Source organism: Komagataeibacter xylinus NBRC 15237 (assembly GCF_001571345.1).
GTDB classification, from domain to species: Bacteria; Pseudomonadota; Alphaproteobacteria; order Acetobacterales; family Acetobacteraceae; genus Komagataeibacter; species Komagataeibacter xylinus.
Genome location: NZ_BCTP01000017.1, coordinates 1 through 25,742, shown reverse-complemented (window position 1 = coordinate 25,742; position 25,742 = coordinate 1). Strand labels below are relative to the sequence as shown.

Sequence of the window (25,742 nt, the reverse complement as noted above, 5' to 3'; positions counted from 1 at the left end):
GCCCTTCCTGATCAAGAGAGAAACCAGGGCCTGCCGTCTGTGCGCTCACTGTGCTGCTCCCGCCTTCTGCTGGCCGGTCACTTCCGCCATCACCGCCTGAATGGCACCGTTATTGGGCTTGGGCTTGACGATGCCTTCAAGGGCCGCGCCATAGCTCATTTCAATATCATCGCCCATCGACTGGCCCAGCCCGGCGCGCACCCGGTCATACAGGTTTTTCTGGGTGGCGGGATCGGGGTGGTTGATGGCGGTGAGCGTGGCCACGACGTAAGAGTCGTCCGCCTGCGTCATGACACTCTGCCCCGGCTGCGACAGGCGGAAGATCAGGGCCGCCACCTCACGCGGGATTTCGGGCGCGGGCTGCATGGGCAAGATCGGCTGGCTGTGCTCAAGCCCGGCAATGGCGGGGCTGACATGGCCAAGCCCGCCCTGCCCTGCCGCCTGCGTGTAATAGGCAGTGGCCTGCTCATCGGCCATATGGCGACGGGCCGCCGCCTGCCACGCGCTGGCAACCTTCGGCCCGGCCTCGGCCAGGGTCTGCACATGGCCCGGCGTCACACCATCAACCGCAACAGCGTACCACACGCCATCAGGCCCCTGCACCAGTTCGGGGTTCGCCCCTTTGGCCTGCGAGAACACGCGCGCGATGATCGCCTGCCGTGCGGCATCGCTACCGGGAATGGGGGCGGGCGTGCCCTCATGCGTCAGGCCCTGCGCGTCCAGATCACCCGAGACGGCAGTGGCGGCCAGATCGGTGGGAATGGCGTCAAGCCCGCCGCCTGCAATCGCATCCTGCAGCTTCTGCACCCGGTCGGCCAGTAGCGCCTGGGCGCGGTCATGCGCCAGCTTGTCGTGCAGGGCCTGCTTCACATCATCATAGGGCGAGAAATGGGCGGGGCTGATGCCGGTGATGCGAAAGACCACCCAGCCGCCCTCGCTCCTGACAGGCCCCTGCGTTGCATTGGCGGGGGCTGCGAAGATCTGCTTGCCCAGGTCGGCCGATGGCACGTCACCTACCTTGATGCCCGGCAGTTCCACCGCCGCCGCATCCTTGCCCGCGTTTTTCTGCACGCTGGCCCAGGCGCCGCCATCCGTCCACTGCGCGGCAAGCGCCCTGGCGCGGTCCTCGGTCGGCACGGTCACGATCTGCACGCTGCGCCGCTCGGGCTGGTTGAAGGTCTGGGCCTGCGCCTCGTAGGTCTGGTGCAGGTCGGCATCGGTAATATCAAGCCGCTGGCCGATCGTATCGGCTGACAGCACCACGATGCGGGCATGGCGGTATTCCGGCACGGTAAATTCCCACGGGTGGTTGGCCTGGTAGCGGGCAAGCTGGGCTGCCGTGGGGGTGGCGGTCACGTCCTGCGCGGCAAAGGGCACGCGCACGAGGTCGATGGTGCGGGTCTGGGCCTCGAAGTCGAACACGCGGCGCACCATCACATCAGGGGCGGCCACGCCATCGCGAATCGGCTGGAGCAGCACGCGCGAGGCCTGCTCCTGCTGCACCAGCTCGATCAGGCGGCCCTCGGTCATGCCGCTGCGGCGCAGGCGGTCATTGAACAGGGCGCGGTCGAACTGGCCATCGCGCCCCTTGAAGGCAGGGATGGAGAAGATTTCGTCGCGCACCACGGAATCGGGCACGATCAGGCCGTGACGGTCCGCAGCCTCCGCAATCTCGGCCTGCAGCATGAGGCGGCCAAGCACCTGCTGGGCCACCTGCTCACGCGTGGCGGCGGGAATTTGCGAGGGGTCGGCAAGGTGCATGGACTGCGCCACCTGCGGCATCTCGGTCTGCAGCGCGGTCTGGTAGGTCTGCACCAGTATGGGGCGGTTGCCCACGCGGGCGGCCACGTCGGCGCGCTCGGTGCCGATATTGAGCAGCACGTCGCCCATGCCAAACCCGATGAAGGCCAGGAAGAACAGCCCGGCGACGATACGCCCCACCCATGAATCGACAAACACGCGATACAGAAAAGATAGCATGAAAAACCCTGCACCAGGACCAAGACAAACGCGGACGGATCAGACCCGCGCACCCCGTACGCCGTGCGGGCGGCCCTGTTTTCCGGTCGGGCACCATACGGTCACGGTAGCGGTTTGACCAGCGCTAGCATGCATGCGGGCCGGTTGTGCCGCGCGCGCGGGTTGCAACACCGCCGCAGCCGTGGTGTAGGCTTGCCGCCATCATCGCCATGCCCCGTGCCGCCCGCAGGCCGCACGACCGGGCCATGGCCAGGAGGGGAAACATGAAACAGATCATTGTTGGCAACTGGAAGATGAACGGCCTGAGCGCGGATGCGGATGCGCTGGCAGGGGCGCTGGCCACGGAACTCGCCGCCCTGCCCACCCGCGCCGACGTGGTGGTCTGCCCGCCCTTTACGCAGCTTGCCCGCCTTGCACCAAAACTGAAGGCGGCCGGCATCGCCCTTGGCGCGCAGGATTGCCACAAGGATGCCTCAGGTGCGCATACCGGCGATATTTCCGCCCCCATGCTGGTCGACCTGGGGGTGCAGTATGTCATCCTTGGCCATTCCGAGCGCCGCGCCGAGCACCATGAGCTTGACGAGACGGTGCGCGAGAAGGCGGTCGCCGCCATGGCCGCCGGACTCACCCCCATCGTGTGCGTGGGCGAAAACGACGACCAGCGCTCATCAGGGGATTCGCAGGCCACCGTGGGCTGGCAGCTCGAGGGCTCGCTGCCGCAGGGCTTTACCGGCATCGTGGCCTATGAGCCGATCTGGGCCATCGGCACCGGGCAGGCTGCATCGCAGCAGGATATTGCCGATATGTCCGCCTTTATCCGCGCCGAACTGGTGCGGCAGTTCGGTGAAGCTGGCAAAACGATCCGAATCCTTTATGGTGGGTCCGTTAACGCACGCAATGTCACCGATATCCTGCCTGTCGAACACGTTGACGGGGCGCTGGTGGGCAATGCCAGCCTGAAGGCCGAGTCCTTCGTGCCGCTTGTCCGCGCCGCCCGCGCATCGTGATTGCCGCGCGGCCTGCGGGGATCTACTGGAAAGACGCATGATTACAGTTCTTCTTCTACTGCACCTGTTCGTCACCATCGCGCTGATCGGCACCATCCTGATCCAGCGCAGCGAGGGTGGCGGGCTTGGAATCGGCGGCTCGCAGGGCATGGGTTCGTTCATGTCCGGGCGCGGCACGGCAACGCTGCTCACCCGCTCGACCGCGGTGCTCGGCACGGCGTTCATGGTGCTCTCGCTTACGCTCGCGGTCATGAACCGGGGCGCCTCGAGCGGGCTGGGCCACGATATCCTGGCCCAGCCGCCCGCAACTTCGGCCCCCGCAGGCAAGTAAGCCCGCCCCCTTTCGGGCAAGGGCCGCGGCCCCCGCCCCGCATGTGTGGGGTGGGGGTCTTTTTATTTTTTCAATCAGCCCGCAGGTAGGCTTTGCGCGTGGGCTGCAAGCAGTGTAGGAAGGCCATCCATGACGCGGTTTGTATTCATCACCGGCGGCGTGGTGTCCTCCCTCGGCAAAGGCATCGCTTCGGCTGCCCTTGCTGCCCTGCTCCAGACCCGTGGCTATCGGGTCCGTTTGCGCAAGCTTGACCCCTACCTCAATGTCGATCCGGGGACCATGAGCCCCTACCAGCACGGCGAGGTCTTCGTGACCGACGACGGTGCCGAGACGGATCTCGACCTCGGGCATTATGAACGCTTTACCGGCGTGCCCGCCACCAAGGCGGATAATGCGACCACGGGGCAGATCTACTCCGGCGTGATCGCGCGCGAACGACGTGGCGACTACCTTGGCGCCACCGTGCAGGTCATTCCCCACATTACCGACTCGATCAAGGAAACGATCGTGGCGGATACCGAGGACCTCGACTTTGTGCTTGTCGAGATCGGTGGCACGGTGGGCGATATCGAGAGCCTGCCCTTCCTTGAATCCATCAGGCAGTTGCGCAATGACCTCGCACCTGACCAGACGATGTTCATCCACCTCACCCTGCTGCCCTGGATCGCGGCTGCGGGTGAGCTGAAAACCAAGCCCACGCAGCATTCGGTCAAGGAACTGCAGAACGTGGGCATCCAGCCGCAGATGCTCGTCTGCCGCTCGGACCGTGAAATACCGGAAAACGAGCGCCGCAAGATCGCCAATTTCTGCAACGTGCGCCCGCAGGCCGTCATTGCCGCGCGCGATGTGGACACGATCTATGCCTGCCCCATCTCGTATCATGCCGAGGGCATGGACACCGAGGTGCTGCACCATTTCGGCCTGCCGACCGATACGGCCCCCGACCTGTCGCGGTGGGAGAAAATCGTTGACGCCGTGCGCCACCCCGACCGCGAGGTGGTGGTGACGGTGGTGGGCAAATACACCGCCCTGCTCGACAGCTACAAATCGCTTATCGAGGCACTGCAGCATGGTGGCATTGCCAACCGCGCCCGCGTGCGGCTGAACTGGGTCGAGGCCGAAAGCTTCGAGAAATCGGACGACGCGGTGAAGATGCTGGCCCGCAGCGACGCCATTCTGGTGCCCGGCGGGTTTGGCGAGCGCGGATCGGAAGGCAAGATCCGCGCCGTGCGCTATGCGCGTGAGAACAACATCCCCTTCATGGGCATCTGCTTTGGCATGCAGATGGCGGTGGTGGAATGCGCGCGCAACCTCGCGGGCATTCCCGATGCATCCTCGACCGAATTCGGCCCGACCGACCAGCCGGTAGTGGGCCTGATGACCGAATGGGCACGCGGCAACGAACTGCTGCGCCGGCGCGAAGGCGGCGAGATGGGCGGCACCATGCGGCTTGGCGCCTACCCCGCCAGGCTGGCCGAAGGTTCACGGGCAGCCGAGACCTATGGCCGCACCGACATCCGCGAGCGCCATCGCCACCGCTACGAGGTGAACGTGCATTACCGCGAGCAGCTGGAAAAGACCGGCCTGCGCTTTTCGGGCATGTCGCCTGACAATATCCTGCCTGAAGTGGTGGAATACCCCGACCATCCGTGGTTCATCGCGGTGCAGTACCACCCCGAACTGCTCTCCAAGCCATTTGACCCGCATCCGCTGTTCTCCGGCTTCATCAAGGCGGCGGTGGCGCACGCGGCGGCCAAGCGATGACAACGCACGCCACGGTCGATATCGGCGCGCTTGCGGTTGGCAACGAACATCCGTTCGTGCTGATCGCGGGGCCATGCCAGATCGAGTCCGCCCAGCATGCGACCGAGGTGGCCGATGCCCTGCAGGGCATGGCGAAGCGCCTCGGCATCGGGCTGATCTATAAAAGCTCGTTCGACAAGGCCAACCGCACCTCCATCAACGGGGCGCGGGGCGTGGGCATGGCGCAGGGGCTTGATATCCTGGCGCAGGTGCGCGCGCGTTTTGGCATGCCGGTCCTGACCGATGTGCACCAGCCCGAGCAGTGCGCGCCGGTGGCGGAAGTGGCCGATGTGCTCCAGATCCCCGCCTTCCTGTGCCGCCAGACCGACCTGTTGCTGGCAGCAGGCCAGACCGGGGCTGCCATCAACATCAAGAAGGGGCAGTTCCTTGCCCCGTGGGACATGGCGAACGTGGCCGCCAAGGTCGCCTCGACCGGCAATGCGCGCATCATGCTGTGCGAGCGTGGCACGTCATTTGGCTACAACACGCTGGTCAATGACATGCGTGCCCTGCCCATCATGGCGGGTACGGGCTATCCCGTAATCTATGATGCCACGCATTCGGTGCAGCAGCCCGGCGGCCTGGGTTCTGCCTCGGGCGGGCAGCGCGTGTTTGCGCCCATTCTGGCGCGCGCGGCTTTGGCCATTGGCGTGGCGGGCCTGTTTATCGAGACCCATCCCGACCCCGACACGGCCCCGAGCGATGGCGCGACCATGCTGCCGCTCTCGGCCATGGAAGACCTGCTGGGCACCCTGCTGCGCTATGACCAGTTGACCAAGCAGACCCCGCCGGATGAGATCCTCTGACCGCCCGACCCTGACAAAAAGGCGGCACCCAAAAACTTTTACTTTTTCGCTTTTAGCCAGTTAACGGCGCTATGCAAGCGCCGCCATGCGCTGCAACACGGCACTCCCGGCCTGCATGAAGGCCGCCGGGCTGAAATGCTGCGCCACATAGGCCCGCGCCGCCTGCCCCATGGGCGCAAGACGCTCGGGCTGGCGCAGGGCCTGCTCGAGCTTGACTGCAAGTTCATGTGGGCGCCGGGGGCGGACGTGCCAGCCGCTGACCCCTTCGGTAATGGAATGCGTCATCTCGCCGACGGTGCTGCCCAGCACCGGCAGGCCCATGTTCATGGCCTCATGGGCGGCAATGCAGAACCCTTCCTGCCGCGAAGGCTGGGCATAGAGATGGCAGCCCCGCAGGAACGCCGCCGTATCCTCGACATAACCCGCGAAACGGACCTGATCCAGCCCGTGGCGCTGGCAGAAGCCCTGCAACCGCGCATACTCCGCCCCCTCGCCGCCTATGGTCACCCTGTAGGGCGGCAGGCCCGGCACATCGCGCAGGGCCAGCAGCGCGCGGAACAGCACGTCATACCCCTTGGATGGATCAAGCCGCCCCAACGAACCGATCTGCACCACCTCGCCCGCCCGCCACGGCGCTGCAGGTGCCAGATCAGGATCAATACGGAAGATGGGCCATGACATGACCCGCTCGGCAGGCAGGCCGAGGCGCTGGCAGGTCAGTTCGGTCACGTAGCCTGAATCGCCCACCCATAACCGGCTGCGGTTTCGCATGAGCCGCAGCAGGGCCAGGTTGGCAGGCTTGAGAAAGGCGTTGTGCTGCCAGCTCACCACCGGAATGCCCTGACGCAGCCCGACAAGCTGCCCAAGCAGGGTCGCACGGGTGAGCGACGTCCAGATATGGGTCGGCTGCACCTTGCGCACCCAGGCATCAAGCCGGTGCAGCATCAGCGCGGGAGATGACGTATCCTCGGCCAGCACGACCGGCTCAAGCCCGGCCTTGCGCAGGGCGGGCATGGCGCGGCCATTGCGCGGGGAGAGCGCCGCAACATCAACACTATGCCCGTTGGCGCGGCAGACCTCCACGATATCGGGTATGGGCAGGGCAGCGCCACCACCCTCGAACGTGTTGATGACATAGGCGATCCGCATGACCTTCTCCTCCCACACCGATGGTCATGGGTTCTCTCAGCTTTCAGGCGGCGGCTGTTTTACCATGCGAGAGGAAATACACAATGTCCCGGGCGGCGCGGCTGGCGGCACTCTCATCGGGCGCGGTGTGGAATGTTGCGGCAAAAGCCACCTGCTGGCGTGGTCCATAAAGGGCCTGCTGCGCCTGCGCCACCGCAAGCGCATGGGGCAGTTCGTCCACCCGGTCGATCACCTGCCCCATGTTCCAGTGGGCATAATTGGGATTGTCGCGCCACTTCGCACCGTGCGAATTGAGGAAGATGCACGGTCGTGGCTGGTAGATCCATTCATAGATCTGGCTGCTGACATCACCGAGGTAAATATCAGCCCCGCGCACATAGGACATGTCAACCGAGTTGGGGCTGCCGGTATCGATCAGGATATGTGACAGGTTGCGGATTTTCTGCGGTATCATCCGGCGCAGGCGCAGCCTGCGGTGCTCGACCGATGTATGCAGGTTGCGCCTGAACAGCATGACATGGGGCGCAAAGATCAGGTTGTAGTCATCCTGCCTTGCAAACCAGTCCAGCACCTCCAGCCCCATGTCCCACCATGATGACAGGACCGGATCGAAATGCGGGTTGTACAGCACGGTCGGGCGGTCATTATCAAAAAACCGGGGGCGCCTGGACAGGTCGACAATATCGAATTTGGGGTAGCCGACCACAGAATGCGCATCGGGGCGGATGAGGTGGCTGGCCTGCATGCGTTCGCGCGTTTTCTCACCGGGCAGCAGCACCAGGTCGAAAAACCGCGTCACGTCGCGAAACCCGATGGAGCGGTCGCCCGCGCCATGGGGGAAGTAGATCAGCTTGATATCGAGCCGGAAATGGCTCTTGAGCAGGGCGGATGTGGTCTCGGGCACCACCAGCGCGTCAAAGCGGGAGAACAGGCGGATATTCTCGCGCAGGTTGGCAATGCGGCGGAACGGCAGGAAGGAACGGGCCACCACGTTGACGGCCCGCGCGAGCAGGCTGATGTCGATGCGCACGAAGGTCACATTCCGCGCGCAGGCGGCAACCATGCGGCGTACGTGCGCCTCCTGCTCCACCGATGAGGTAATGACCGTAACATCCTGCCCCAATGCGACAAGCTGGCAAATGATGGGAGCCGTATGCGAAACCTGGTGGATACAGTCGTGGTTGAATAGAAAGCCGATCTTCATGCCATGCAATGTCATGCCTGTAACTATATCGGTTTTTTATCGCAATAAATAGCCGCGGATCATGGCCTTGACCCATTTCTAGCACCGTTGGCGACGGGGGAGAATACCCCCATCTTTACGCCCTTCTTTTTATTGTCTGACATTTGCGCGAACAGCCATGCCTCCATCACGTATCCGTGTGCCTTCAGGCGCAGGCCAGGGCGGGGCTGCGGCTTTCATGCCCGATCCGCGCCATATCGAACGGCGTGGTCTGATAGATCTGGTTGATCCAGTTGCCCGCCAGCAGGTGAGCATGCGCGCGCCAGCGGTTGATGGGGCGCAGGGTCGGGTCATCATGCGGGAAGTAGTTGTGCGGCACCGTAATATCGAGCCCCCGCTCGCGGTCGCGGAAATATTCATCGGCCAGCGAGGTGGAATCATATTCAAGGTGGTTGAACATGTGCAGCGCATGGTGGCGCGGGTCATCGAGCAGGCACAGGCCGGTTTCGGGGCTTTCGGCCAGAACGGTCATGTCGGTGCCGCGTGGCAGGTCGGCACGCCGCACCTCCGTCCAGCGCGAGACGGGAATGGACAGGTCATCGGCAAAGCCTTGCAGGTAAGGCGATGTCGGGACAAGGATGCCGTGGTCATACACCCCGAACGCCTTGCGGGCGAGCGCGTGCTTGGGCATGCCATGAAAGTGATGCACCGCGGCCTGGGCAGCCCAGCAGATGTTGAAACATCGGTGCACGTTGGTCCGGGTCCAGTCGAACACGCGGCGCAGTTCATCCCAGTACGTCACCTCGGCAAAAGGCAGGCGCTCGACGGGGGCGCCGGTGATGATGAAGCCATCGAAACGCGCGCCGCGCACCTCCTCCCACGCCCGGTAGAACGAGGTCATGTGGCTGGCGGACGCATTGCGCGGCACATGCCCGCTCATGCGCACCAGCGTGAGTTCGACCTGCAGCGGTGTTGCCCCGATGAGGCGGGCGATCTGGGTCTCGGTGCGGATCTTGTTGGGCATGAGGTTGAGCAGGCCGATGCGCAGCGGGCGGATATCCTGCCGTATGGCGTCGGTCTCGCCCATCACCATCACGCCCTCGGCTTCAAGCGTGCCACGGGCGGGGAGATCATCGGGTATTCTTATGGGCATTGCCGCGTCCGTCCTCCATTGTGTGGGGCGTGACGCGCTGCGTGGCATGATCCGCTTGGTTGCCGGCCTGGCCACATCCTCCCTTGCGGGAGCGCCACCTTGCCCGGAACGGCAGGTTGGCGTTGGGCGTCGCCCCAACTCCTGATGCTGGCCGCAGTTCTACGTGTTTTGCGTTACGGGTGCAAGACCATGCCGCCCCTGCGCTCAGGCATGGGTCAGGAGGCTCTGCCGGATCATCTCCGATGGCTGGGGGCGGCCAAGCAGGAAGCCCTGCACCTGGTTGCAGCCCAGTTCGTTAAGATGCGCCCACTGGTCCTGCGTTTCCACCCCTTCCGCCGTGATGGGAATGTCCATGCTCTGCGCCAGGCTGATGATGGCGCGGATGATGCCCGCGGCCCCGCGCTCGGGCAGTTCCTGCACGAAGGAGCGGTCGATCTTGATTTTCTGGAAGCGAAACGAGCGCAGGTAGCCCAGCGAGGAATAGCCGGTGCCGAAATCATCAAGCACGATGCTGCACCCGATCTGGCCCAGCCTGTGCAGGATGTCGCGGTTGGTGGCGCTGTTCTGCACAAAAATGTTTTCGGTAATCTCGACCTCAAGCCGTGCCGGTGCCAGGCCCGAGCCTGCCAGCGCCCCTTCCACAATGCTCAGGAAGCGCGGGTTACGCAACTGGATGGGCGAGACATTGACCGCAATGCGCACCTGCTCGGGCCAGCCCGCCGCCTCAAGGCAGGCGGCGCGCAGCACCCATTCACCAAGGTCGTGGATCAGGCCGTTTTCCTCGGCCAGGCCCACGAACTGGTCGGGCGGGATCATGCCGCGCTCGGGGTGGTGCCAGCGCACCAGCGCCTCGCACGCGCTGATGCGGTTGCCCGGCATGGAATAGAGCGGCTGGAAATGCAGCGTCAGCGCATTGCCCGCAATGGCCGCGCGCAGTTCGTTGCCAAGGCGCGCGCGGGTCTGGATTTCATCGCGCAGGTCGGCATCAAAGAACTGGAAGCCGTTGCGCCCGAGCGACTTGGCGCGGTACAGCGCGATATCGGCATGCTGGAGCAGCATTTCGGCATTCTCGCCATCCTGCGGGTACAGCGCCGCCCCGATACTGGCGCCAATGACGATATGATGCCCGTCGATGATGTAGGGTTTGCTGACAGTCTCGACAATTTCGCGTGCACGACCGGTCAGCTCGTCCGGGTCGGGCACATGGGGCCAGATGATGGCAAACTCGTCACCGCCCAGCCTTGCCACGAGGTCTTCGGGCCGGCTGCAGGCCAGCAGGCGGGCGGAAACCAGCCGCAGCAGCGTGTCGCCCGCCGCATGGCCATAAACGTCATTGACGGTCTTGAAGTAATCAAGGTCGATGCACAGTAGCGTCGCACTCAGGCTGGAGGCGCAACTGGCCTCTAGCCGGGCGGAGAACAGGGCGCGATTGGCCAGCCCGGTCAGCGGATCGTAATGGGCGAGTTGCTCGACGCGGCGCTGGGCGCTGCGCTGTTCGGTCACGTCATCGGCCACGCACATTTCCCACCGCGCGCCGCCGCGCTCATCGGTAATGGTGACATGGCGGGTGGCAATGGCGCGCGCGGTACCGTGATGGTCGCACAGAACCTGCTCCGCCGCCTGCGCGGCGCCTGCCGCGCGGCTGAGCAACAGGTGGCCGATCTCGTCGGCATCAAATACGGCATCGACCTTGCGTTCAAGCAGCAGGTCGCGCGTGCAGCCCATCATCTCCTCCGCCGCGCGGTTGACCAGCACGGGGTGGTCCTCACGCATGGAGCGCACGATCAGGGCGGAGGGAATGTTCTCGACAATGGTGTCGATGAACAGCTTGTCGCGCAAAATGCGTTTATTGGCCCGCCTCAGGTCTTCGGCCGCGGCCTTCAGCCCGGCGGCGGAGGTCACGGCGTGGGAATGCGAGGCGTTGATCAGGTCCAGCGCCGAGCCGGTGCCGTGATAGCGCCCGGCCTTTGTCACGATATAGCCACGCATGAGATCGGAGGGCTGGGTCATGAGCGCGCGCGCCGTAAACTCGGCGGAGGGAATGCCGGCATCGATCATGACCGGGCTGTCATCCATCAGCAGCGCCACGGGGCGGCGGTTGAACAGCGCATGGCCAAACCGGCCCGATACCTTGAGGAAGAAGGTCTGCCGCTCCACCAGGCCCACCGGCGCATCGTGCTGATCCACGACCGCCACCAGCATCAGCGCCGGATCATTGTGAAACAGCTCGAACAGCCGCTCGCCCAGCGCATCCGGCCCGATGACCGGCCCCTGGCAGGCGATATCGCCCATGGTCATGAAGGCCGAGGGAGCTGGCGGGGCAGCGATATCATTCATCATGCAATGTTCCACAACCATTTCAAAGCGGAGGGCGCCATGCCTGAGCCAGCGTTCAAAAAGCGCATGGCAACCCGACCCGCCTGCCCGAAACCAGGAGCCGCGTGCGATCGACATACGGGCACATCATGATGTGGCAACGAACCGGCAGGCCATCTTCATCATTCCTTAACCACGGCCTCTTCATCTAGCCGCCCCGCCTGCCCGCATGTGTTATATTTTCGATACATTTTTATTATGCTTTTATGAACAAGCTCAAAAAATGCAGTATAGATCAGCCATCAATACAATATGGCGCCTCCCGCCCTGCGCCCTGGCCGCCTTATTTGCGCCATGCCCCTGCCCCACGCTGGCCCGCCCGGCGGGGCTGGCAGCGACCGGGCACAACACGTGTCGCGATCGGGCACGATCGTTTGTATAAACACCTGCCCGCGCGCCAGCGTTGTGCGCAGGATTGGTCAGGAGCGAGAAAGAACCCATGAAGATAGCCCAGTGGATGCAGCATTCCGGTGTCGCGTTTGGAACAAGCGGCGCGCGCGGCCTTGTCAGCGCCATGAAGGATTCGGTCTGCTTCGCCTACACCGTGGGCTACCTGCGGCACCTGGCCAGCCTTGGCGAGTTCGCGCCCGGCGCATCGGTGGCCGTGGCGGGTGACCTGCGCCCGAGCACGCCGCGCATCCTGCGCGCCTGCGCCGCCGCGATCCGTTACATGGATGGCGTGCCGGTCTTTTGCGGTTACGTGCCCACGCCCGCCCTGTGCCTGCATGCCTTTGCGCAGGGCATGCCCTCGCTCATGGTCACGGGCAGCCATATTCCGGCGGACCGCAATGGCATCAAGTTCAACCGCGCGCGTGGCGAGTTCCTCAAACCTGACGAGGCGGCAATGCGCGAACTCGATGTGAGCCTGCCTGATGGCTGGTTCGATACGCAGGGCACGCTGACCGCGCCGCCCGACCTGCCCCCCGTGACCGACGTGGTGCCCGGCTTCGTGGCCCGGTACCGCGACTTTTTTGGCCCCGATGCGCTGGCGGGGCTGAAACTGGGCGTCTACCAGCATTCCGCCGTGGGGCGCGACGTGCTGGTGCAGATTGTCGAGGCCCTTGGCGCCACCGCCGTGCCACTTGGCCGCATGGACAGCTTCATTCCCGTCGATACAGAGGCCGTCCGCCCCGAGGATGCCGCCCTCGCCCGCGAATGGGCCGCCGATGGCACGCTGGACGGCATCCTGACCACTGATGGCGATTCCGACCGCCCGCTGCTGGCCGACCGGCATGGCGCATGGCTGCGCGGCGACGTGCTGGGCATTCTGGCCGCCCGCTTCCTGGCCGCCCGTGCCGTGGCAACCCCGGTCAGCAGCAACACGGCGCTGGAGCAGGCGGGGTTTGCCCATACGGTGCAGCGCACGCGCATCGGCTCGCCCTACGTGGTCGCGGCCATGACGCAGGCGGCGGGCGATGGGCATGAACCCTCGGTCGGGTATGAAGCCAATGGCGGCTTCCTGCTGGCAAGCCCGGTTACGCGCGGGGGCCGCACGCTGGCAGCATTGCCCACGCGGGATTCCGTGCTGCCCATGATCTGCGCGCTCGTGGCCGCGCGTGAGGCAGGCACCGACCTTGCCGGGCTTGTCGCCACCCTGCCCCGCCGCTTTACGCTGAGCGACCGGCTGAAGGACATGCCCACCGCACGGAGCACAGCCCACATTGCCGCCCTGCGCCACGACCCGGCACAGGGCGCGGACGCGCTGGGCCTGACTGACGCCTGCGGCGCGCTGGCCCATGTGGATGAAACCGATGGCCTGCGCATGACGTTTGCGGGTGGCGAGGTCATTCACCTCCGCCCGTCAGGCAACGCGCCGGAACTGCGCGTCTATGTAGAGGCAGCAAACCCCGAGCGGGCGGCGCAACTGTTGCATACGGGGCTTGAGGCCGTCAGCGCATGGCGCTGAGCCTGCGGCCCACGCAGGATTGAAGGCCCTGCCTGCGTAGCCCGGGGGCTTCCAACCCCGGGCATTCGGGACCACAATGGGGCCAGCCGTCATGACCCGATCTGGCGCATGGCACCCGTTTTTTCCCTGCAATGAGCCGCCAGGACCTTCGCATGCCCCTCCCCGATCCCCTGCCCGCGTCCCGTCCATGGCGCTCTTGCCGGCGCGCCCTGGCAGGTGCCCTGCTGGCCGCCCCGTTCATGATGGGCGGTGCCTGCGCCGCACGGGCCACAAGCTGTAGCGACCTTGCCCGCCACGCCCTGCCAGACGCCACCTTCACCACCGTTGAAACCGTAAAGGCCGGAAGCTGGCACGCCCCGCAGGACCAGCTCAGCCACATCATGTCCTCGCCGGGCATGAACCTGGCCGGGCACCCGAGCGAGGCCGCGAACCCCGCCTTCTGCCGCATAGCCCTCACGCTCCACCCGACGGCGGATTCCCACATCCGCACCGAGATCTGGCTGCCGCTCAAGGGCTGGAACGGCAGATTGCTGGGTGTTGGCAATTTCGGCTGGGCCGGTTCGCTCATGTATGACGGCATGGCCACGGGCATAAGTGAAGGCTACGCGGTGGCCAGCACCGATACCGGGCATGACAGCGCCACCCCCGAGGGCCAGGGCGGCCGCTTTGCGCTGGGCCACCCCGAGAAAATGATCGACTACGCCTACCGCGCCGACCACCTGATGACGGTCGCGGCCAAGGCGCTGGTCAGGACATTCTATGGCCACGAGGCCACGCATGCCTACTGGATCGGCTGCTCGCTCGGCGGGCTGGAAGGGCTGATCGAGGCAAAACGCTACCCCGAGGATTATGACGGCATCGTAGCGGGCGCGCCGCCCAACCCGATTGTCAATTTCAATGCCGAACAGCTCTGGGCGGGGTGGATGAGCTATCATGACCCCGCGCTACGCGTATCACGCGACAAGTTCCGGCTGCTCAATGCGGCCGTGATGAATGCCTGCGCGGGGCCGGTGGGCAGGAAGCAGGGCTTTGTGGATGAACCCGACCGCTGCGCCTTCAGGCCCGAACAGTTGCTGTGCAAGACGGGCAGCAACACGGGCAATTGCCTGACTGCGGATGAAGTGCGCGCAGCGCGCAACATCTATCAGGGCCCCGTTGACCCGCAGACGCATACGGTCATCTTCCCCGGCCCCGCCAAGGGGAGCGAGGATGGTTTCTCGGCTGATGGCAAGGCGTTCCCCGTAGCGCTCGACCTGTTCAGATACGCAGCCTTCCAGAACCCGGACTGGGACTGGACCACCCTGAAATGGGATACCGACGTGCAGGAGGCCACCCGCAAGGTCGGCCCGCTTTTGCATGTGGATGACAACCTTGCGCCCTTTCTGGCCCGTGGCGGCAGGCTGCTGCTTTATATCGGCTGGAATGACGGCCATAACCCCCAGCAGCTCGCCACCTACTATCAGGCCGTGCAGCGCCGCGCGGGTGCTGCAGGCCATGACGGGGTCAGGCTCATCACCATTCCCGGCATGGAGCACTGCCACGGTGGGGCCGGGTGCGACACCTTCAGCAAGCTCGGCGCAATCGATAGCTGGGTCAGTAACGGGCAGGCGCCTGACATGATTGTTGCCGCCCGCGTTGACGGGGGGAAAGTCGTGCGCACCCGCCCGCTCTGCGCCTGGCCCGCCGTTGCGCGTTATGATGGGCAGGGCGACATGGATGACGCCCGCAGCTTTGCCTGCGTGACACCGGGTGCGAACTGATTTTTAAAACGCTCAAGGGAACGCCGCCCGCCTGAAAAAAGGCGGCGCCCAAAACGTCAGTTATTTTTCAGCAACCTTTTCAGTTTTTGAGAATAACCCATTCACCCTCGACCTTCTTGACCGGCAGGGTCGCCTCGCGCACGTCACCCTGCGCGTTTTTCAGCGTGATCCTGCAGGTATAGATGGAGTCATCACCTTCCTTCGTGTGGCAGTCGCTATCAACAACCTTGTCCTGCGGGGTCTGTGACACGAGCGGGTTGGGGCGACCGATCAGTTCCATGCTGAGGTGGTTTGCCTGGTCGAGTTCCTGCTTCACGCTCTTGTCCAGAGCCGTCTGTATGTCGCCTGTCGAAGGGCCGCCGCAGGCGGTCAGCGCCAGCACGGGAAGCAGCACCAGGCCGGAACGCAGGGATTTAACTGAAAAACGCATGGAGGGTTCTTTCACAGGCAGGAATTGAGGCCGTGCTTATGATAAAGCTGCCCATGGATGTCAATAAAACAGGCTCTATGCCTGACCACCCGACAGGCATTGGCCATTCCTTATCAAGATCCATGCCACGATTAGCCACGCCCGACCGGAGACCATGATGACAGCAGACCCCGAACACACCCATGCCGCCCAGGGCAGTCCGGAAGGCGATGATGCCTCCCTTCCCCCTGAAAAGAGTGGCAAAAAGGGATGGTTCAGATCAGGGATCGCCTCGGTGGCCGCGAGAACAGGCCGGGTCAAGGAAGGGGTGAAAGACTATTACAGAAGCGACGCCTCGCAGGAGAAGATCCAGTGGCTGCGCAACAAGACCCTGTCCATCAGGGAGTCCGAACTGCTGGAAAAATATGGCCCGCTGATCGAACGGACCATCCGGCATGTCGCCTCTTCCGCCGCATTCGATATTCTGGCCGATGAACTGATCATCGCCCGATTTGCCGATCTGGTCATTGCGCACCTGCCGCCACATGCCCAGCTTGTCCTGCGCAGGACGGGCATGGACAGGCTGCTGACAGCAGCCCTGTCGCGCGCCAAGGCGCCGATCCTGCGCAAGATCGCCGCCATCCGCCTGCATGGCGTGCCCACCGCTGACGCGCTGAAAGCCCAGCCGCCCGAGATTGAAGCCAGCCCGGCTACACCTTCGCCGGAAAAGACGCCGAAATAAAACAGCACTGTTCTGAAGCTTTTTGAAAAAAGCTTCACCAAAAACTTCTTTCAGTTTTTTAAAATCAGGTAGGCAGGCGCATTAATACTGCGCCTGCCTTCATTTCAGGTGCTGCTTTTAAGCAGGCGCGCGGCCCGGCTCAGCGCCATGATGGGGAAGAGCTGCCGGTACAGGTCATAGCGCAGCATGAACGCACGCGAGAGTTCCGCGCCCTGCTGCAGGCGGCTTGTCAGGGCCGGGTCATCGAGCTTGATGGTCTGCCCCACTCCGTAACCGGGGAAGCCGGTGCCGGTAAACTCCTTCTCATCCCAGTGGCCATCAGCCTGCTGCAGGTCGATCAGGTAGCGGCAGCCGCGCACGATGGCCTCATGGTCCTGCTTGCGGTTGGCCGCGATCAGCCCCATCAGCGCCCAGGCGGTCTGTGATGGCGTGGTCGGCCCGCACCCGATGGAGGCGATCTCCATATAGGATGCGCAGCTTTCGCCCCAGCCGCCATTTTCCTGCTGGTGGGCCACGAGCCAGTCACACGCCTTGCCAATGTAAGGCTGGGTCATGTCCTCGCCAATGGCGGCAAGCGCGGGCAGCACCGCCCCCGTGCCATAGAGGTAATTGACGCCCCAGCGGCCAAACCATGGGCCATCGGCTTCCTGCTCGGCGCGGATATAGGCCAGCCCGCGCTGGAGTGCGGGCATGTCGCGCGGCAGGCCCAGCACGCCGAAGGCCTCGAGCACATGCGCCGTGACATCGACGGAGGGGGGATCAAGCGCCTCGCCAAAATCACAGAACGGGATCTTGGACAGCAGGGCGCGGTTGTTGTCCTTGTCAAACGCGCCCCAGCCGCCGCAGGTGCTCTGCATGCCCACGAGCCAGTTCACGCCGCGGGTAATGGCGGCCTCCACGCCCCTGCCCTTCCATTCCTCGCGGTCGCGGCAGGCGGCGAGTGCGATCAGGGCCACGGCGGTGTCATCGGTATCGGGGTAGCGGTCATTGGCGTATTCAAACGCCCAGCCGCCGGGTTCGAGATCCGGCAACTTGACGGACCAGTCGCCCTTCACGCGCACCTGACGATCAAGCAGCCAGCCAAGGGCCTTGTCCATCTCGGGGGTGAAATCGGTCTCGGCATCGGCATCATGCAGGGCCATCAGCGCCAGCATGGTGTCCCATACCGGGCTGTTGGTGGCCTGCACCCAGCTTGCATCGCCCCGGTCATAGCGCCAGCCGGGATCATCAAGCGCTGCCAGCCCCTTGGCCATGACGGGGTGATGGAACTGGTAGTCCTCGCCATGCAGCGCCATCAGGCCATAGACCCATGGCGGCTGGATGCCGCCCCAGCCGCCATCGGCATCCTGATGGCGGATGATCCATTCCAGCATGTGCCGGATCGCGGCCTCGCGCATGGTGTTGCGCTTGAGGAATTTGGTCTGCAGCCAGTGCAGCGCGCGATCGGTCTTGCGGAAGAAGGTGGCCCACAGGTCCTGCCCGTCACGCGGGGGCAGTTCGTAATCGAAATTCTCGCGGCCTGCGGGAAAGAGCGCGTCAAGCCGGTCCTGCGGGCGCAGGGGGCGCGACGAGCGCCGCGCGGACAGGATGGCCAGCGGCACCAGCGTTGCGCGCGCCCACTGCGCGAAATTGTAGATGGAAAAAACGAATTTGTTGGGAAACCAGATGATCTCCGGCGGCAGGTTGGGCGTTTTTTCCCACGGCCATTCCCCGATCAGGGCCAGCCAGTAGCGGGTGAACACGCGCACGTTGCGCAGGCCGCCCTTGCTCGCAATCCATGTGGCTGCCCGGCCCAGGGCGGGGTCATCGGCGGCATAGCCCAGCGAGCGCAGGGCGGCGTAGGCTTCGACGGTGGCGTTGATGTCGCCATTGCCCGCGCCGTAATAGATGCCCCATGAGCCATCCTCGCGCTGCATTTCCAGCAGGGCCTTGCCCAGGCGGGGGCGCAGGGGATGGTCCTCAAGGCCAAGGAACCACAGGGCCAGGCACCACTCGGCCTCCATCGAGGCGTTCGAGGCGACCGAGCCAACCCAGTGGCCATCGGGCTTCTGCTGTTCCATCAGCCATTTGCAGGCGGCGGAGATCGTGTGCGTCAGGCTGTTGTCAATGCCCCTGAAAGCCGCCGCCGGAGCGGAATCGGAGCGGGATTCGGTCTTGTTGGGGCCGGAAGTTCCGGCCTGCTTGCGTGAAGGGCGACTTTCGCTGTTCATTTCATCCATACCTGTGGGCGAGATAATAGTCAGGGGCCTTGTCAATCCGTGCTGGCCTGCGGGGACGTGACCAGTTGCTCAAAATCAGCGAAGACAGTTTCCCACTCCGCCTGATCCATTTCAATAAACCCTGTGCTGCGCAGAAAAAATGCCCCCTCGGCGGCAAAAAGCGCCGTGCGGGCCCGGCGCGCCACGGCAGAGGCCGGATTACACACTTTGAACCAGCGTGCATACCACGCCCGCAGCCGGTGCAGGTGTTTGGGGGACTGCATGAGGGTAACGAGCATGCCCGCCATCCTCGCCTGCGTGGCCTCATCAATCTGGCTGGCGACGAGCAGATAGGCACGCGCGCGATCGGTGGCATCGGGGTTGCCTGGCATGTTCTGGCTGACCTGGGCATCAAAAACCGCAATCCAGCGGTCGATCAGGGCGGTAATCAGGTCATCCTTGCTGCCAAAGCAGTATTGCAGCCCACCCTTGGTTATGCCGGCCTCGCGCGCCACGGCATCGAGCGTGAGGGCGGCAACCCCTTCGCGCTGCACGAGGTGTTCGACACAATCAAGCACCCTGTCGCGGTCAATGGTTCTCGGGCGCGCCATGCGCGGGGTCTCCGTAGTTTCATTCCGTCTGGATGGAATTAAACCATGGCGGCCTGCCCTGCAAGCCATGCCCGCGTGCGCGGCACGGTGCCACCATAAAAAAAATGGCGGCACCCCTGCTGGCGTGTCGTACTGTCAGGCTGCGGTGAGCGAGGCCATGTCGATAACAAAGCGATAATGCACATCGCCCTGGTCCATGCGCGTGAAAGCTTCGTTGATCTGCTGCATGGGCACGATCTCGCAATCAGGCAGGATGTTCTTGCGCGCGCAGAAATCAAGCAGTTCCTGTGTCTGGGGCAGGCCGCCCACGGGCGAGCCTGTAATGCGCCGCCGCCCCATGACCAGCGGCAGCGAACTGAACGCGGGCACCGGGCCAAGATTGCCCACGATCACCAGCACCCCTTCCACATCAAGCAGGGCAACATAGGGCGAGACATCATGCGAGACGGGCACGGTGTCGATAATGACATCAAGCGAGGAGGCCCCGGCCTTCATGGCCTCATCGGAGGTGGACACGATGACATGATCCGCGCCCAGCGCCTTCGCTTCCGCCGCCTTGGCGGCGCTGCGCGTAATGACCGTAACCGTGGCGCCAAGCCCTGCCGCAAGCCGCACGGCCAGATGCCCCAGCCCGCCAATGCCCACCACGCCCACGCGGCTGCCCGGCCCCACATTCCACGTGCGCAGCGGGGAATAGACGGTAATGCCCGCGCACAGCAGCGGCCCCGCGCGGGAGGGATCAAGCCCTTCAGGCAGGCGCAGCACGAATTCGTCACGCACCACGATGTGCTTGGAGTAGCCGCCATGCGTGGTTTCGCAGGTGAGCCGGTCGCGGCCGTTATAGGTCAGGGTCGGGACTTCGCGGCACATCTGCTGCTCGCCCCGGCGGCACTGGTCGCATTGCTGGCAGCTATCGACAATGGTGCCCACGGCAACCGCATCACCCACCTTGTGGCGTGTCACCTTCGGGCCGACGGCCACGACCTGACCAATGATTTCATGCCCCGGCACGCAGGGGTAAAGGGTCGGCCCCCATTCCTTCCAGTCATCACGGCTCTGGTGCAGGTCGGAATGGCAGACGCCACAGTACAGGATTTCGAGGGCCACATCATTATCACGCAACGCCCGGCGCTCGAAGGCATAGGGTGCCAGCGGGGTCTTTGCATCACGCGCGGCATAACCAATGGTTTTCATGTTGTTCCACCCTGTTCAGACTCTTGTTCTACAGCACAGACACACAGTCCTTCACCCCTGAGCGGCGAGCATGATGGATGTCCGCCCGATGGGGGCTGAAACCGGATTCCCCAGGCAGAAGGTATCTCTGAGGTTCTGCCATGCCGGAGTTTGGAAGAGCGCAGTCTTGCACTGATGGTTCAGCGCCGCAAGAAAACAACATGCCACCAGACAGCGCGCATTGCAGGGCATATGCGCCACAATGCGGCGGATTACAGGCTGTTTTCAGAACGGCATCGAAGAATGCCTTCATGTCGGCTGGCGGAACAATGGTTGCCAGCATGGATGCCGGTCGTACGCACATGGCTTGAAAACCGCGCTGCGACCGATGGTTCATCTGCGCATGTGCGAGGAACGCACATGCGCTCGCGAAATCAAAATCCATGCTGAACATGGATGACATGATGGAAATACGCGCGGATGTAGCCTATATCAGCGAAGCGATGTGCCGTGACACGGTGCCATTTTCCCAGCCGTAGGACCGCCCTTGTGGCGGGACCGCTATGAGGGGTTGCCGGGAGGCCCCTCCGGCGCATCGTTTCCAGATCAGACAGTCTGTCTTGGGTGCAACACCCCATGCCGCGGCCGCGTCCATGCGCGCCTGCGGCACCGCTACGGTATCAAGCGCGTCATCCGGTGCCACGACCGCGGCAAAACGCGGGTCGAGCAGGGTCAGGCCATCCACGTCATGGCGTGTGTCCACCACCGCATCGGGCAACGGCCCGAGCGCCTGCCAGGACCAGTGGGCCGGAACCTTTGCCTGGAAAGCGGGCGTGACCTCGCCAATATCATGCAGCGCCACGAGCAGGCCAGGTTGCCGACGGTCCAGCGCCAGTCACCCTCTGCCGGGCCACAGAACCGCCACCGCCACCACATCGAGCATATGCGCGACAAGGGGATGGATGGGCGCGCCCGTATTGCCGCTCTGATCCGCCGGGCGTGCCTTGCCCCATAAAAAGCGCAGCGTGTCGTGGGCTTCATTTACCATGCGCGGACACCAGCTTCATCCATTTACGGGTATGGTCAGCACTGCGCCCGGGTTTTTGGTCGTTTTGGAAAGTTCCATCAGGATCTGCAGCATGGTGAACCCGAGCTTGCTGGGGAAATCAGTATCCGATATATAATAGAATTTGTTATTGTATTTCGTTGATACAAAAGACGACTTTGGTCGTTCATTACTGACATGAACAAAAACGGTCGGCTTTGTATTGCGCCCGACCAGAATGACTTTGGGCAGGGTACGCCCTGAATCAATATCTTCCTGCGGAACATCGATCTGGTAGGCAATCTGCCCCATAACGCCCAGCATCGTGCGCGTGAGCAGCCGGACCTGGCCGCGTTGCGGCTTGCCTGCCCCGTAGATGACTTCCACGCGCTCGTCATTGGGGCCCATTGCAAAAAACCGCCGCGTCGCCTTCACGACTTCAGACAGGATCGGGTCGGTCGTTGAGGATACCGTCAGGAATACCCGGTCAAATGCCGGGGTCTTTCCAGGTATTTCCTCACTATGTTCAAGCTGTATGCCGAGCAGGCCCGCGATCTGCAACCGACGCAGGTCATAGAGCAGTTCAAAGAATTCGGGCGAGCCGCGCCCAAGATCCCCCCCGATGGCGCCCGCGTTATTGATAAGATTGACCGACTGGACCGACAGGCGGAACAGGATATCGATGGGCAGGCCGCCCATGGCCAGAGGCAGCAGGCTGCCGGGGGGTAGCGGGCGCAGGAAACTCTGCGCATAGGCATCGCCCGTAACGGGCTGGAATGTAAAAGTCGGGCTTTCCTGTATCTGCGCCCCGATTGTCCCTGCGGGCCTGATCGGGTTGGAGTCCGAGCCGACCCCGATGGAAATATTGCGCTGCAACTGGTAGCCGGAAATCAGTTGGGTCGTATCAAGGAAGCCGGGCGTATCAGCATACCGCAAGCGGACGACATTAAGGAGTGTCTGCTGCTTGGAAGAACCAATCAGCGCCTGTGAATAGTCAAGTTGATCACGATCCAGTCTCTGGGAGCCAACGCCATAACATCCACTCAGCAATAAAATAAGCGGCACCACCATAATTTTTTTCATGACAACAGAACTCTGCATCCCTTAATACGACATATTACATAGACTTTAATTATTTTTTAATGATACGTGGGTCCCTGACTTCATACACTGCGGCGTTGCATTGTATCATGATAACATGCGGTTTTCTTGAATTGTAACTCTATTGATTTTTATCCGGTAATGGAAAGAATCCTGCCTGCCTTCATTTCATGAATATTTTTCAACGATATAGGCCAATATCTGGCGCAATGCGCCGGGGCGCAGGCTGTATGATATAATTAAAATCATGTAAAATATACTGCTTCATCCACCCATGGCCATGGTCCGACCACCTGCCCCGCGCATGAAAGCCATTTTTTGCAAGATCATGAAATAGTGTATCAACCTGCCGATGCCGCCCCATCATATCCTGTGCAGAAGGGACAATCTGGAGTAATGATCAGGATTGTGAGCGTTGTCCAAATCTCCTTAAGGTGTCTTGATATTATGCGTAAAAGCTTTTTTGCCCTTGTTCCGGCACTTCTGCTGACGGGCCATGCGCATGCAACGGACGTGAAGCTTCCCGATGGGACACAGGCAAGCACAACCGTTCAGACACCATGCACAAGCGAGAGCTACAAGGAATACGAAACCTGTATTTCCGCCATCCTGAGCCTGCCCTCCAACCGTGGTGGTGATATCGACATCAGGGCAATCGAAACCCTGCTGCCCAAAGACATCCAGAAAGCAGCCATCATCAGCGGAATCACGGCGGCGCCGGTTGCATCGATGACGGTGTCGTTAAAGCATTATGATGACAAGAATATCACCTGGCCCTCAACAGATACGCCTCTCGACCACATCATCATTCCCAATAACGGCACCTATCAGGTCGCGCTCACGACAACTGACGGCGGAAAAACATGGGGCATGCGGATCATTATCGAACAGCCAGGATCAGTTGATCAGTAAAATACAGTGCGGAGGGCATCCATCCCGTCGCAGCTCCTGCCTCCCGGTTTTCATTTATGGCATGAAATAAAAATTGCTGCGCTTGCATAGGCAATACAATATTTCCAGCCAGGAAATACCGTCAAAAGCCCATCTGCGTCCGACCTTATTCACCTGCCCTTCCCCCAACCGGCATGCCGGTTGGGGGAAGGGCAGGTTATTTCAGAACCCTGTGAAAATTATTCCCCACTCGATGGTCAATAGGTTTGAGTTCGTATTGTAGTTATTGGGCTTTCCGCTCACGCTCCAAACCCATACCAACAGCGATACCACCAGGGTAAGGGCGCTAAATTCGTGGATTCTCTAGAGCAAGTATCTTACTATAAGCGCGTTCGCATCAAAAACAAGCGTCGGGAAAATGTAGGCCAAAAGAGGCTGAACTTCGAGGAAGTGCAGCCTCCCCCCTCGCCGGTCCCCGCCTCTGAAATCCCCGTCGTAAGCCCGCACTCTACCATTGAGATCGCGCTCTCTCACGATGGCTCCTGAGTCGGCGCCGGTGCTCGTCCGTTAGCGAAATTGGGGCACTCCAGCGCAATTCTGCGCGCGCCTGGTCGCTGAGTGCCGACGAAAACTCCGGTTCTCCCGCGTCGCTGAAAGTGACGAGCGCACGATCGAAGGCGGCATCCCACAACGCTGACAGCAGCAAGCCATTATGCACGTCGAGCCGTTCGGCGTCGCTTTCGCAGTCGGCCCAAGGGATGATGTGCGATGCGCGTAGCAGGGCCGGATCGGAAATCTCAGTCAGAGGGCAACGACCCTGCCAGTAGTCCATCAGGCGGTCGCGAAAGATCTCCTGCCCGATCCGTTGCACCACCAGACGCTCAACCTCGGTGGCTCGAGGCAGGTCCGCCACGCGCCGCTCGAACTCGCGCAGAGGTGCTTCGGGAAGGCTGATCGCCAAGGCATAGACGCGATTGAGCGCCGCGTAGAGTTCACCTAGTGCATCGAAGGAGTAGCGTCGCGTGCCGGGGCCGGGCATACTTGCGGATGGCCAATCCAGTTCCGCTACGACGCCGGCATGGTCGGTGGCGAGAAACCACGGCCCCTTGCTGCCTTCCGCCGCCAGATAGATGGTGCCGTGCGCTGTCGTGGATGCAAAGGCACGCCATCCGGCTTCCTCGCCCAGAACGCGGCGAAAGCCGTTTTGCGAGGCGGCTTTCTGACATTCTTCTCGGACGATGAAGGATTGGGGTGCCTCAATATCCATGTCGAAACTCAAATATCCATAGCAAACAACCGCATGTCCGCCGGTGTCGAACTCATCTGAAGCCGGACGTAGCGTTCGTCCTGCAACTCAGGTGGCGGGGCGGTGGTCGTCGTTACGATGTATTGGAAACACGGCGTTCCTGCCTCCTCCCACTGATGCACGAGCTTGAACAGACCAGCATAGAGCTGCCCATCCAGGTCGGCTTCGCGCGGGCTATCGTGAATAAGGAAGGCTGGCAGGTCGGCCTTTTCTTCAATAGCCATATGCAGCGCGGCGAGGTCGAAGGCGTAATCATCCGGCGAGAGACGCGGGCGTATTCAGGCGGCGATGGTATTGTGGACCTGCTGGTGGGCTTTCCAGTGCCAGGGCAGGAGTTCATGGAGGCGTGGATTGGGAATGTCATTGATCCGTGCCAGGACATCAGCGAGCCATGCCTGGGGATCGACATCGTTCAGGCGCGCGGTGACGATCAGGGAATACATGGCGGCGACGCGCTCTCCGCCACGATCGGACCCGGCGAACAACCAGGCTTTCCTGCCCAGGGCGATGCCGCGCAGGGCGCGTTCTGCTGCATTGTTCGTCAGACAGATACGGCCATCTGTGAGGAATCGTGTGAATGTATCGGCACGCCGTAGAAAATAGTTCATGGCGTGGGTAACGGGATTTTTGGTCGACATGCGCCGGCAACACTCCCGCATCCAGTCGAACAGATCGTCGACCAGAGGGGCTATGTCTGTTTGACGGACTGCCAGCCGATGTTCTGGGGGCGTACCGTTGATGGTGCGCTCGGCTTGGAATATGGCGTCGATCCTGCCTACTGCCTCTATGGCGAGGGGCGCCTTGTCCCTCTC

The 25,742-nt window shown here is 62.8% G+C and carries 22 protein-coding genes, 1 pseudogene and 1 riboswitch; of the genes and pseudogenes, 8 read left to right on the top strand and 15 right to left on the bottom strand.

Annotation, left to right across the window (positions count from 1 at the left end):
- Nucleotides 1-45: 45 nt before the first annotated feature.
- The gene (locus GXY01S_RS08690; RefSeq protein ID WP_061274168.1) at nucleotides 46-1,980 is read right to left on the bottom strand and encodes a peptidylprolyl isomerase; all 1,935 of its coding nucleotides are present in this window, start codon (nucleotides 1,978-1,980) and stop codon (nucleotides 46-48) included.
- Between the two features lie 124 nt (nucleotides 1,981-2,104).
- A complete protein-coding gene (locus tag GXY01S_RS18095; protein WP_156470301.1) occupies nucleotides 2,105-2,245 on the bottom strand; it encodes a hypothetical protein in 141 nt (46 codons plus the stop codon).
- On the opposite strand from GXY01S_RS18095, the gene tpiA reads away from it, so the two are divergent.
- The 4 genes from tpiA to kdsA all read left to right on the top strand — a co-directional run bounded on the left by tpiA (nucleotide 2,244) and on the right by kdsA (nucleotide 5,927).
- Nucleotides 2,244-2,987 carry a triose-phosphate isomerase gene (tpiA, locus tag GXY01S_RS08685; RefSeq protein WP_061274166.1) on the top strand — a complete coding sequence of 248 codons (744 nt, stop codon included), beginning with the start codon at nucleotides 2,244-2,246 and terminating at the stop codon, nucleotides 2,985-2,987. The genes GXY01S_RS18095 and tpiA overlap by 2 nt on opposite strands.
- 37 nt (nucleotides 2,988-3,024) lie before the next feature.
- Nucleotides 3,025-3,318: a preprotein translocase subunit SecG gene (gene secG, locus GXY01S_RS08680; RefSeq protein WP_061274164.1), complete on the top strand. Its 294-nt coding sequence runs from the start codon at nucleotides 3,025-3,027 to the stop codon at nucleotides 3,316-3,318.
- 129 nt (nucleotides 3,319-3,447) lie between these two features.
- Nucleotides 3,448-5,082, top strand: a complete 1,635-nt coding sequence (locus GXY01S_RS08675) for a CTP synthase (RefSeq protein WP_061274161.1) — start codon at nucleotides 3,448-3,450, stop codon at nucleotides 5,080-5,082.
- On the top strand, nucleotides 5,079-5,927 hold the full coding sequence (gene kdsA, locus GXY01S_RS08670) for a 3-deoxy-8-phosphooctulonate synthase (RefSeq protein WP_061274159.1): 849 nt from the start codon (nucleotides 5,079-5,081) through the stop codon (nucleotides 5,925-5,927). Before GXY01S_RS08675 ends, kdsA begins: the two co-directional genes overlap by 4 nt.
- A 69-nt stretch (nucleotides 5,928-5,996) precedes the next feature.
- On the opposite strand, the gene GXY01S_RS08665 is transcribed toward kdsA, so the two are convergent.
- The 4 genes from GXY01S_RS08665 to GXY01S_RS08650 form a co-directional block, all read right to left on the bottom strand.
- Nucleotides 5,997-7,076, bottom strand: coding sequence for a glycosyltransferase family 4 protein (locus tag GXY01S_RS08665; protein ID WP_061274243.1), 1,080 nt, complete (start codon nucleotides 7,074-7,076; stop codon nucleotides 5,997-5,999).
- 43 nt (nucleotides 7,077-7,119) lie between these two features.
- On the bottom strand, nucleotides 7,120-8,280 hold the full coding sequence (locus GXY01S_RS08660; protein ID WP_255210399.1) for a hypothetical protein: 1,161 nt from the start codon (nucleotides 8,278-8,280) through the stop codon (nucleotides 7,120-7,122).
- Nucleotides 8,281-8,464: 184 nt separating this feature from the next.
- On the bottom strand, nucleotides 8,465-9,412 hold the full coding sequence (locus GXY01S_RS08655) for a homoserine O-succinyltransferase (RefSeq protein WP_061274156.1): 948 nt from the start codon (nucleotides 9,410-9,412) through the stop codon (nucleotides 8,465-8,467).
- A gap of 45 nt (nucleotides 9,413-9,457) precedes the next feature.
- A riboswitch (SAM-I-IV-variant riboswitch) is annotated at nucleotides 9,458-9,565 on the bottom strand.
- A 51-nt stretch (nucleotides 9,566-9,616) separates the two neighbouring features.
- Complete coding sequence (locus GXY01S_RS08650; protein WP_061274241.1) at nucleotides 9,617-11,752, bottom strand: putative bifunctional diguanylate cyclase/phosphodiesterase; 2,136 nt, start codon at nucleotides 11,750-11,752, stop codon at nucleotides 9,617-9,619.
- 493 nt (nucleotides 11,753-12,245) lie between these two features.
- Between GXY01S_RS08650 and GXY01S_RS08645 the strand changes: the two genes are divergently transcribed.
- Together GXY01S_RS08645 and GXY01S_RS08640 are read left to right on the top strand one after the other, a co-directional pair.
- Nucleotides 12,246-13,694 (top strand): phosphomannomutase, encoded by a 1,449-nt coding sequence (locus GXY01S_RS08645; RefSeq protein WP_174520936.1) that lies wholly within the window; start codon nucleotides 12,246-12,248, stop codon nucleotides 13,692-13,694.
- 131 nt (nucleotides 13,695-13,825) lie between these two features.
- A complete protein-coding gene (locus GXY01S_RS08640; protein WP_061274152.1) occupies nucleotides 13,826-15,454 on the top strand; it encodes a tannase/feruloyl esterase family alpha/beta hydrolase in 1,629 nt (542 codons plus the stop codon).
- A 79-nt stretch (nucleotides 15,455-15,533) separates the two neighbouring features.
- On the opposite strand, the gene GXY01S_RS08635 is transcribed toward GXY01S_RS08640, so the two are convergent.
- Nucleotides 15,534-15,884 (bottom strand): hypothetical protein, encoded by a 351-nt coding sequence (locus tag GXY01S_RS08635; RefSeq protein WP_061274151.1) that lies wholly within the window; start codon nucleotides 15,882-15,884, stop codon nucleotides 15,534-15,536.
- A gap of 154 nt (nucleotides 15,885-16,038) precedes the next feature.
- On the opposite strand from GXY01S_RS08635, the gene GXY01S_RS08630 reads away from it, so the two are divergent.
- Nucleotides 16,039-16,605 (top strand): hypothetical protein, encoded by a 567-nt coding sequence (locus GXY01S_RS08630; RefSeq protein ID WP_146222771.1) that lies wholly within the window; start codon nucleotides 16,039-16,041, stop codon nucleotides 16,603-16,605.
- Between the two features lie 104 nt (nucleotides 16,606-16,709).
- Here GXY01S_RS08630 and shc read toward each other — a convergent pair whose 3' ends face one another.
- The 5 genes and pseudogenes from shc to GXY01S_RS08605 all read right to left on the bottom strand — a co-directional run bounded on the left by shc (nucleotide 16,710) and on the right by GXY01S_RS08605 (nucleotide 22,568).
- Nucleotides 16,710-18,815 carry a squalene--hopene cyclase gene (gene shc, locus GXY01S_RS08625; protein ID WP_110570394.1) on the bottom strand — a complete coding sequence of 702 codons (2,106 nt, stop codon included), beginning with the start codon at nucleotides 18,813-18,815 and terminating at the stop codon, nucleotides 16,710-16,712.
- Between the two features lie 41 nt (nucleotides 18,816-18,856).
- Nucleotides 18,857-19,414 (bottom strand): TetR/AcrR family transcriptional regulator, encoded by a 558-nt coding sequence (locus tag GXY01S_RS08620; protein WP_061274145.1) that lies wholly within the window; start codon nucleotides 19,412-19,414, stop codon nucleotides 18,857-18,859.
- Nucleotides 19,415-19,549: 135 nt separating this feature from the next.
- Nucleotides 19,550-20,608 (bottom strand): NAD(P)-dependent alcohol dehydrogenase, encoded by a 1,059-nt coding sequence (locus tag GXY01S_RS08615; RefSeq protein WP_061274143.1) that lies wholly within the window; start codon nucleotides 20,606-20,608, stop codon nucleotides 19,550-19,552.
- Nucleotides 20,609-21,074: 466 nt separating this feature from the next.
- A pseudogene (locus GXY01S_RS18560) lies at nucleotides 21,075-21,635 on the bottom strand (HD domain-containing protein).
- A 15-nt stretch (nucleotides 21,636-21,650) separates the two neighbouring features.
- On the bottom strand, nucleotides 21,651-22,568 hold the full coding sequence (locus GXY01S_RS08605; RefSeq protein ID WP_255210398.1) for a hypothetical protein: 918 nt from the start codon (nucleotides 22,566-22,568) through the stop codon (nucleotides 21,651-21,653).
- A 612-nt stretch (nucleotides 22,569-23,180) separates the two neighbouring features.
- Between GXY01S_RS08605 and GXY01S_RS08595 the strand changes: the two genes are divergently transcribed.
- Nucleotides 23,181-23,645, top strand: coding sequence for a hypothetical protein (locus GXY01S_RS08595; RefSeq protein ID WP_061274135.1), 465 nt, complete (start codon nucleotides 23,181-23,183; stop codon nucleotides 23,643-23,645).
- Nucleotides 23,646-24,132: 487 nt separating this feature from the next.
- On the opposite strand, the gene GXY01S_RS08590 is transcribed toward GXY01S_RS08595, so the two are convergent.
- The 3 genes from GXY01S_RS08590 to GXY01S_RS17070 all read right to left on the bottom strand — a co-directional run.
- A complete protein-coding gene (locus tag GXY01S_RS08590; protein ID WP_061274133.1) occupies nucleotides 24,133-24,891 on the bottom strand; it encodes an HNH endonuclease in 759 nt (252 codons plus the stop codon).
- Between the two features lie 8 nt (nucleotides 24,892-24,899).
- Nucleotides 24,900-25,154 (bottom strand): hypothetical protein, encoded by a 255-nt coding sequence (locus tag GXY01S_RS08585; protein ID WP_061274131.1) that lies wholly within the window; start codon nucleotides 25,152-25,154, stop codon nucleotides 24,900-24,902.
- A gap of 54 nt (nucleotides 25,155-25,208) precedes the next feature.
- The coding region (locus GXY01S_RS17070; protein WP_156470300.1) for an IS66 family transposase at nucleotides 25,209-25,742 on the bottom strand (534 nt) is incomplete at its 5' end.